The organism is Bacteroidales bacterium (genome assembly GCA_013314715.1).
In the GTDB taxonomy this organism is placed as follows: Bacteria; Bacteroidota; Bacteroidia; order Bacteroidales; family GWA2-32-17; genus Ch61.
Window position 1 is genome coordinate 25645 of record JABUFC010000035.1, and the last position, 8249, is coordinate 33893.

The following is an 8249-nucleotide window of genomic DNA, read 5'->3' on the forward strand; positions in this document are numbered from 1 at the left end:
ATATGAACCCATTAGTAATTCCTGCAACAATTGATAGTCCCGCTGTAAATCTCGATAAAGAAAAACAAATATTTGAGATAAAAGGGAAAAGTTTGCCAGAAAATGTAAATGTTTTCTATCAACCTATAATCGATTGGTTCACAGAATATTTTAAAAATCCTAACGAAGAAACTATTTTACATTTTAAGCTCGATTATTTAAATACTGCATCCTCAAAAGCTTTATTATCATTATTTTTAGTAGTCGAAGAGGCTATTAAAAATGGAAGAAAAGCCATTGTAAAATGGTATTATGAAGAAGACGATGAGGACATGAAAGATATTGGCGAGGAATATGCTGATATTATTCAAATTCCTTTCGAAATAATACAGATTGATAACGAATAAAAAAATTTTTTTATGTTAGATTGGGGGAAACTTCCATTCGGTTATGTTAAAACCGATTTTAATGTGCGTTCTTATTACAAGAATGGTCAATGGTCTGATTTAGAAATCAGTCAAGACGAAACGATGCCTATTCATATTGCAGCAACAGCATTGCATTATGGACAACAAGCTTTTGAAGGATTAAAAGCATATCGAGGCAAAGATGGTAAAATTAGACTTTTTCGCTGGGACGAAAATGCCAAACGATTGCAACACTCTGCCCGAGGTTTACACATGCCCGAAGTTCCCACAGAATTATTTCATCAAGCCATTATTATTGCAGTCAAAAAAAATGAACGCTTTGTGCCTCCCTATGGAACGGGTGCATCCCTTTATATACGTCCTCTACTTATTGGTACTGGAGCAGAAGTTGGAGTTAAACCTGCCAGTGAATATATGTTTGTCGTTTTTGTTACACCTGTTGGTCCCTATTTCAAAGAAGGATTTAACCCTGTAAAAATAGCCATTATCCGCGATAGCGATCGTGCTGCTCCTCTTGGTACAGGAACCTTTAAAGTAGGGGGCAATTATGCAGCAAGTTTACGCGGAGTTATTAAGGCTCATCAAGCTGGATGTGGTTCGCCCATGTATCTCGATACAAAAGAAAAAAAATATATTGACGAAATTGGTGCAGCAAACTTTTTCGGTATTAAAGCCAATACATATGTTACCCCCAAATCTACATCTATACTCGCTTCAATAACCAATAAGAGCATAATGCAGTTGGTAGAAGATATGGGTATGAAAGTAGAACAACGCCCACTACCGCTTGACGAAATAGAAACCTTTGAAGAAGTTGGTGCTTGCGGTACAGCTGCAATTATTAGCCCTATTGGTACTATTATTGACATTGAAACCGGTAAAGAATATAAATTCTGTAAAGATGGAAAACCTGGACCCATTTCTACTCAATTATATCAAACACTTTTAGGAATTCAATTTGGCGATATTCCAGACCCACATCATTGGATTGAAATGCTTGAATAGTCTATTATTTAAAACATAGATAAAGAAAAGTCAGGCCTAATAGTCTGGCTTTTCTCTTTAAAATAAAATATTAACATGTGCAATTTTTTCAAATTATTTAAGTTATATAGACAACAGTATTTTATGAAATAGCCATGAGAACAACTCACTACAATCCAAAAATATTTATAGTGTTTTTGTTTAAAAGGCTTATATCATCGTTTGAACTTAATTAAAAATAATTACAGATGAAAGTTTTAGTTTCCTTTTTGGTTATATTTTTTCTCTTATCATCTTACCATTTATATTCACAAATTCCTATCATGCAGTGGCGTTCGCATTTATCTTATTCGCAGGGCAAAGCCGTTATACCTGCCGAAAATGTTATTTACTGCTTAACCGATGGTGGATTATTTTCATATAACATTTACGATAATTCGATTCAAAAGCTTGATAAAAATTTTGGTCTCTCTGACGTTACCATTACAACCGTTAATTATGATGATAGTAAAAAGTTAGTTGTAATTGGATATGATAATGGCAATATTGACATCATAAAAGGCAATCAAATTATTAATGTATCTGATATTTTTCAAAAACCCATAATAGGCAATAAAGCCATTAATCATATTCGTTTTTATTGTGGATTAGCCTATTTAGCCTGTGGTTTTGGAATAGTAGTGCTCGACTTAGATAAATATGAAATAAAAGAGACTTATTTTATTGGATTAAATGGAGTAAATATAAATGTAACTTCTATCGCTTTTACAGATCATTATATTTTAGCTTCAACAACAGAAGGCGTTTATAAAGCTTTAAAAAATGGTGTTAATTTAGCAAATTACCAAAATTGGAGCAAAATAACCGAAGTGCCCAATTATTTTGGAAATTTCAAAAAGGTTGAATATTTTGATAGTAAAATTTGGCTTTTCTATTGTTCGGGAAATTCTACTGGCGATAGAATTTATATGAGTAATGATAACAACACTTGGGAAGTTTTCGACACTACGATAACTCATGTTTCAGCGATGAAAGTATATAACGATAAAATGATTATTAGCCAATATAACAAAGCCACAATAGTTTCAGCTGGATCCCATGTTAGCATTTATGATGTATGGGGTATAAATCCGCGCGATGCTGCATACGATAAAAATAATAACTTATGGATAGCTGATGGATATGGTGGACTTGTAAAAAAACTGTATAACCACTCTGATGATGTTGTAAGCTTTATTCAACCTAATGGTCCATCAGAAAATAACTGTATGCGCATTGATTGTGGCGAAAACAATTTATGGGTAGCTCGTGGTGCTTTGAGCAGCGCTTGGAATAACCAGTGGGTAAGTGGAAAAATTTTCAGATTCCACAACGAACAATGGACTTCGTTTTCAGCCGATAATAATTCCAAATTAACGAATGTAAAAGATATTTGTTTTGTAAAAGTAGACCCTAAAAATGCTAAACATGCTTATTTTGGGTCGTATGGTATGGGTTTAATCGAAGTTAACGACGGTTCAATAATTGAAGTTTACGACGACCAAAATAGTCCCTTGCAAAACATTTTTCCCGGACAACCGTTTGTTCGTGTTACAGGAATGGATTTCGATTCTAATGGAAATTTATGGATTATTAATTCTGAAGTTAACAACAATCTTACCATTCGTAAATCGGATGGTACCTGGAAATCAATCTCATTAGCCAATGCTATGGGAGGTGCCAAAATAACAGGCGAACTCCTATGCACTTCTGATGGTACTAAATGGATTATTTTCCCGAAAGGAGGAGGCTTGTTTGCTTATAACGAAAATGGAACAATCGATAATTTATCAGATGATAAAACTAAAGCAATATCTATTATTAGTCCCGAGGGCGAAGCAATTTCAAACGATGTTTATTCAATAGTTGAGGACAAAGACGGATTACTATGGGTTGGAACAGCCAAAGGACTTGTATTTTATTATAATCCTTCACAAGTTTTTGAGTCTTCTGGTTTTTATGCACAACGCATAAAGTTACCCAATGAAATAGAAGGGCAAGCAAACTATTTATTCGAATCTGAAGTAGTAACAGCCCTTGCCATAGATGGCGCTAATCGAAAATGGGTAGGTACTTTATCGGGTGGGGTGTTTTTAATGTCGGCCGACTGCCAAAAAGAAATATATCATTTTAAAACGGACAATAGCCCATTATTATCGAATAGTATTAATGATATTGCAATTGACCCTAAAAGTGGTGAGGTATTTTTTGCTACCGACAAAGGTATATGCTCTTTTAGAAGTACTGCAACTGAAGGATTAGAATTTCATCATAATGTAGAAGTTTTTCCAAATCCAGTTCGACCAAATTATAATGGTAATATTGCAATTAGAGGATTAGTTAAAAATGCTCACGTCAAAATAACCGATATTGCTGGAAATTTAGTTTACGAAACTACAGCCGAAGGCGGACAAGCCAATTGGAATGGAAAAAATTTATCGGGCAATAGAGTAAGCACTGGTGTGTATTTAATTTTTTCGACTAACGACGATGGTAGCGAAACCTTTGTTTCTAAAATTTTATTTATAAATTAGTAAACGTATCTTAATTTATTTATGCTTAATTTATTAAAATACGATTGTTGAAAAGTCTTAAATATGGTAAGAAATTTCTGAACTGATTTACTCTACATTTGTACTAGCCGATTTTATTATTTGTTTTAATAGTGTTGATTAGTTGTTTTTTTTATCATTCGATGGTTCAGCACTATTTAATAATTGTTGTAAAAACAATAGTTAAGCCAAACAAATATTTAATCGGTAATATGAAATATAAAAAATTGAAAAATTATTAAAATGGCATTACGCATAGGAGTAATCGGAGCAGGTCATTTTGGCAAGTATCATCTACAAGCTTTAAAAAATTTACCCGAAGTTGAATTAATGGGTTTCTTCGACATAGACCCCATGGTTCAGCAAACAGTGAGTCATGATTTTAAAGTTAAATCGTATAATTCTTATGACGAATTGCTTAGCGATGTTGATATTGTAGATATTGTAACTCCTACCATAAGTCATTATGAATGTGCATTAGAAGCCATTCGTCATCAAAAGCATGTATTTATCGAAAAGCCTGTAACTCATAATGTAGAAACAGCTCAACATTTAATAAAAATGGCAGACGAAGCTGGTGTAAAGGTTCAGGTTGGACATATAGAACGTTTCAACCCAGCTTTCTTGGCAGTAGAACCGTATATCAATAAACCTATGTATATAGAAGCCCATCGTTTACAACCCTTTACACAGCGAAGCCTTGATATTTCTGTTGTTCTTAATCTCATGATTCATGATTTAGATATAATTTTATATACAGTAAAATCAAATATTAAACGCATAAGCGCCAATGGAGCTGTGGTAGCCACACAAAGTGCCGATGTGGCCAGTGCACGAATAGAATTTGAAAATGGTTGTGTTGCTCATATTACTTCGAGCCGTATTTCTATTGATAACATGCGTACCATTAAACTTTTTCAGAAAGATAATTGTATTACTATCGACTTTTTAAACAAAAAAGCTGAAATTATTTGGGCAAAACAACATCCAACAAACCAAGACCATTTGGAGCAATCGACACCTGTAGAACTTACATCGTTCTACCCACCCATAATTCTTAATAATGCTATTTTAGAAGAAATGCGTTCTTTTGTAAATGCTATAAAAAATAACACTTCACCCATTGTAACACTTGAACATGCTTATTATGCAATAAAAATTGCATTCGAAATCATGGAAAAAGTAAAATTTTCGTTTGAATCGTAAAATAAATAATATCTTTGCAAGTTTTTCGTTTTACAACTATTGAAAAATTGGCATGAGGTATTTATTTATTTTAATTGCTTTAATATTTTTTTCTCTGTCTTGCCAAAAATGGGATAAAGAAGAGGATATACCTTCGTATATTCGTATTGTAAACGCCAGTATATCAACTAATTATGCCACACAAGGTTCAAATAGTTGTAAAATAGCCGATATATGGGTTAACATTGATGGCAACAGACAAGGTACATACGAAATTCCAACACGTTTTCCTGTTTTAGCTACAGGCAAACACAATATAACATTAAGAGCAGGAATAAAAGTAAACGGAATTAGTGCAAGTAGAATTATTTATCCTTTTTATAATATTTTAAATATCGACACGATTTTACCCGAAGGAAATATTCTTACCCTGTCGCCAGTTTTTACCTACAAAACCGAAACTGTTTTTGGATGGAGAGAAGATTTTCAGGGTAACGGTTTTAGCTTAGATAGAGATACAGAATCGGACACTTTACTTTATGCCATTTCGGACTCACTAGGGAATAAAGTTGGAAAATTTTCGATTGATGCTATTCGTCAACGATTTTATTATAAATCGGCCGATGCATTTACTTTACCCAAAAACGGAACTGCTATATTTTTAGAGTTCGATTATCGTTGTAATCACCCTTTTTCGGTAGGACTTATTATAAATAAATTACAATCATCAATAGTTACGCCTTTATTAATATTAAACCCACACCCAAACACATTTAATCATATATATGTCGATTTTTCTTACATAGTTAATCAAAATGTAGATGCCATAGATTTTAATGTTATTTTTCAATGCAACATACAAGAAGGCTACACCCAAGGAGATGTAGAAATTGATAATATTAAATTACTTCATTTTTAATGAATACAAAACGACAAACAATAAAATACATTATTTCAGATTTTATAGCGGCCTTGTTATCTTGGCTTTTGTTTTTTACATTCAGAAAAAAAATTATTGAGACAGAATATTTTGGCTACCCCATTCAATTAACTTACGACGAAAAGTTTTTCCTTGGACTTATTCTAATACCTTTATTTTGGTTAATATTACATTATTTATCGGGCTATTATCAAGATGTTTACCGTCGTTCACGCTTAAAAGAACTTTGGCAAACATTTTATATTACTGTTTTAGGAACCATATTTTTGTTTTTTGCATTAGTATTAGACGACTATGTAGTAAGCTATCATGATTATTACCGCTCTGTATTAATGTTGTTTTTTACTCAATTTGTATTAACCTATATTCCTCGAATTGCAATAACCACACGTACTATTCATAAAATTCATCAACGTAAAATTGGTTTTCGTACCATTATGGTTGGTAGCGATAAGAAGGCATTTGATTTATATGAGTATTTCATTAAACAGCCCAAAGGTACAGGAAATTTATTTGTTGGATTTGTAAGCGTAACACCTAAACCCAAGTATCGAATTGAACGATATTTAAAACATTTAGGCGATGTTTCAAAATTGCATCATATTATTGACGAAGAAAAAGTACAGGAAGTTATTTTAGCACTTGAAACACGAGAACACGACCAAATTAATGCTATATTGAATAGAATCGAAAATAAAGATGTTGTGATTAAGGCCATACCATCATTATACGATATATTAACCGGTAGTGTACGCATGTCAACGCCCTACGATGCTCCTTTGATTCAAATATCGCGTGATCTTATGAGTCCATTTGAATCAAACCTAAAGCGGTTGATTGATATTGTTTTTTCTATTTTTGCTATAATTATACTTTTGCCTGTATATTTGTTTTTAGCCATTGGTGTAAAATTATCATCACCCGGACCTATAATATATACTCACGAACGTATTGGACGTTTTGGCAAACCCTTCAATATTTATAAGTTTCGTAGCATGTATATCAATGCCGAAGCTATGGGACCAGCCTTATCGAGCAAAAACGATCCTAGAATAACTAAGTTTGGTCGTTTTATGCGAAAAGTGAGATTGGACGAAACACCCCAGTTTTTTAATGTATTAAAAGGTGATATGTCGCTTGTTGGTCCACGACCCGAACGTCAGTTCTTTATCGACCAAATAATGAAAAAAGCACCCCATTATGCTCATCTTCAAAAAGTAAGACCTGGAATCACCTCGTGGGGACAAGTAAAATTTGGATATGCCGAAAATGTAGATGAAATGATAGAGCGATTGAAGTATGATTTAATTTACATGGAAAACATGTCGCTTTATGTTGACTTTAAAATAATGATATTTACCATAAAAATTATTTTTCAAGGGCGTGGAAAGTAAAGTATTTCATAATAAAGGAATAATGTCAGGTGGCATTTTTTGTTTAAGCCCCTCAGAAGCTTATGAATTAAGCAATACTGAAATATATTTTGTTGATGTTCGTGAACCTTATCTTTTAGGATATAAGAAAATAGACGTAAAAAATTTAATCTATTTACCAGCCAGTAAATTTGACGAATGGTGTTCTACTCTTTTATATAATAACGCATATATATTTTTTGATTCAGTAGGTCTTAAGAGCGCAGAGGTAGTTAAAAAACTTAAAGCAAAAGGATATACAAATATAGCCAACATGGCAGGTGGTATTGTTGCTTGGGAACAAGAGCATCTGCCTCTTATTATCGACAATACTGAGCGTTTAGACGGAAGTTGTATGTGTCAGTTACGTCCTAGATTAAAATAGTTCTACTGAACAACATTTACTTGAAACTCGGCTGAAATACTTTTATCGCTATTTTTATCCCAAATTAAGCAATAACAACTTAAAGGATTCTTGAGGTCTTTATTATATGCAATAAAAAAGGGTGCTACCTGTGATGTAAATTCCTTGACAGACATTTTTGAATTTTTCATAAGATCGCTTTCGTCAAGCATAATATTTCCATTTTTATCGCTAACTCTCCCGACTTCGCCACTTTTTAGGCTTAAGTAATTGATATACAAATACATAAAAAATCATGTAGGCACTACACGATTTTACAAGTAATTATATATCAATACATTATTGAATCATAAATGGAATATTTGA

8 protein-coding genes are annotated in these 8249 nt (G+C 32.8%); 7 read left to right on the forward strand and 1 reads right to left on the reverse strand.

All coding sequences use genetic code 11. The annotated features are described in order from the left end of the window. The first annotated feature begins 2 nt into the window (after nt 1-2). The 7 genes from HPY79_09025 to HPY79_09055 all read left to right on the forward strand — a co-directional run bounded on the left by HPY79_09025 (nt 3) and on the right by HPY79_09055 (nt 7904). Nucleotides 3-386 carry a DUF1987 domain-containing protein gene (locus HPY79_09025; GenBank protein NSW45940.1) on the forward strand — a complete coding sequence of 128 codons (384 nt, stop codon included), beginning with the start codon at nt 3-5 and terminating at the stop codon, nt 384-386. Between the two features lie 12 nt (nt 387-398). Continuing rightward, nucleotides 399-1412 carry a branched-chain amino acid aminotransferase gene (locus HPY79_09030; GenBank protein ID NSW45941.1) on the forward strand — a complete coding sequence of 338 codons (1014 nt, stop codon included), beginning with the start codon at nt 399-401 and terminating at the stop codon, nt 1410-1412. A gap of 227 nt (nt 1413-1639) precedes the next feature. Beyond that, nucleotides 1640-3964, forward strand: coding sequence for a T9SS type A sorting domain-containing protein (locus HPY79_09035; protein ID NSW45942.1), 2325 nt, complete (start codon nt 1640-1642; stop codon nt 3962-3964). A gap of 261 nt (nt 3965-4225) precedes the next feature. Then, the gene (locus tag HPY79_09040; GenBank protein NSW45943.1) at nt 4226-5188 is read left to right on the forward strand and encodes a Gfo/Idh/MocA family oxidoreductase; all 963 of its coding nucleotides are present in this window, start codon (nt 4226-4228) and stop codon (nt 5186-5188) included. Between the two features lie 52 nt (nt 5189-5240). Further along, nucleotides 5241-6086 (forward strand): hypothetical protein, encoded by an 846-nt coding sequence (locus HPY79_09045; protein ID NSW45944.1) that lies wholly within the window; start codon nt 5241-5243, stop codon nt 6084-6086. Further along, nucleotides 6086-7501: a sugar transferase gene (locus HPY79_09050; protein NSW45945.1), complete on the forward strand. Its 1416-nt coding sequence runs from the start codon at nt 6086-6088 to the stop codon at nt 7499-7501. Before HPY79_09045 ends, HPY79_09050 begins: the two co-directional genes overlap by 1 nt. After that, nucleotides 7491-7904 (forward strand): rhodanese-like domain-containing protein, encoded by a 414-nt coding sequence (locus HPY79_09055; protein ID NSW45946.1) that lies wholly within the window; start codon nt 7491-7493, stop codon nt 7902-7904. Before HPY79_09050 ends, HPY79_09055 begins: the two co-directional genes overlap by 11 nt. Before the next feature lie 2 nt (nt 7905-7906). On the opposite strand, the gene HPY79_09060 is transcribed toward HPY79_09055, so the two are convergent. Continuing rightward, complete coding sequence (locus HPY79_09060; protein NSW45947.1) at nt 7907-8170, reverse strand: hypothetical protein; 264 nt, start codon at nt 8168-8170, stop codon at nt 7907-7909. Between the last annotated feature and the right edge of the window lie 79 nt (nt 8171-8249).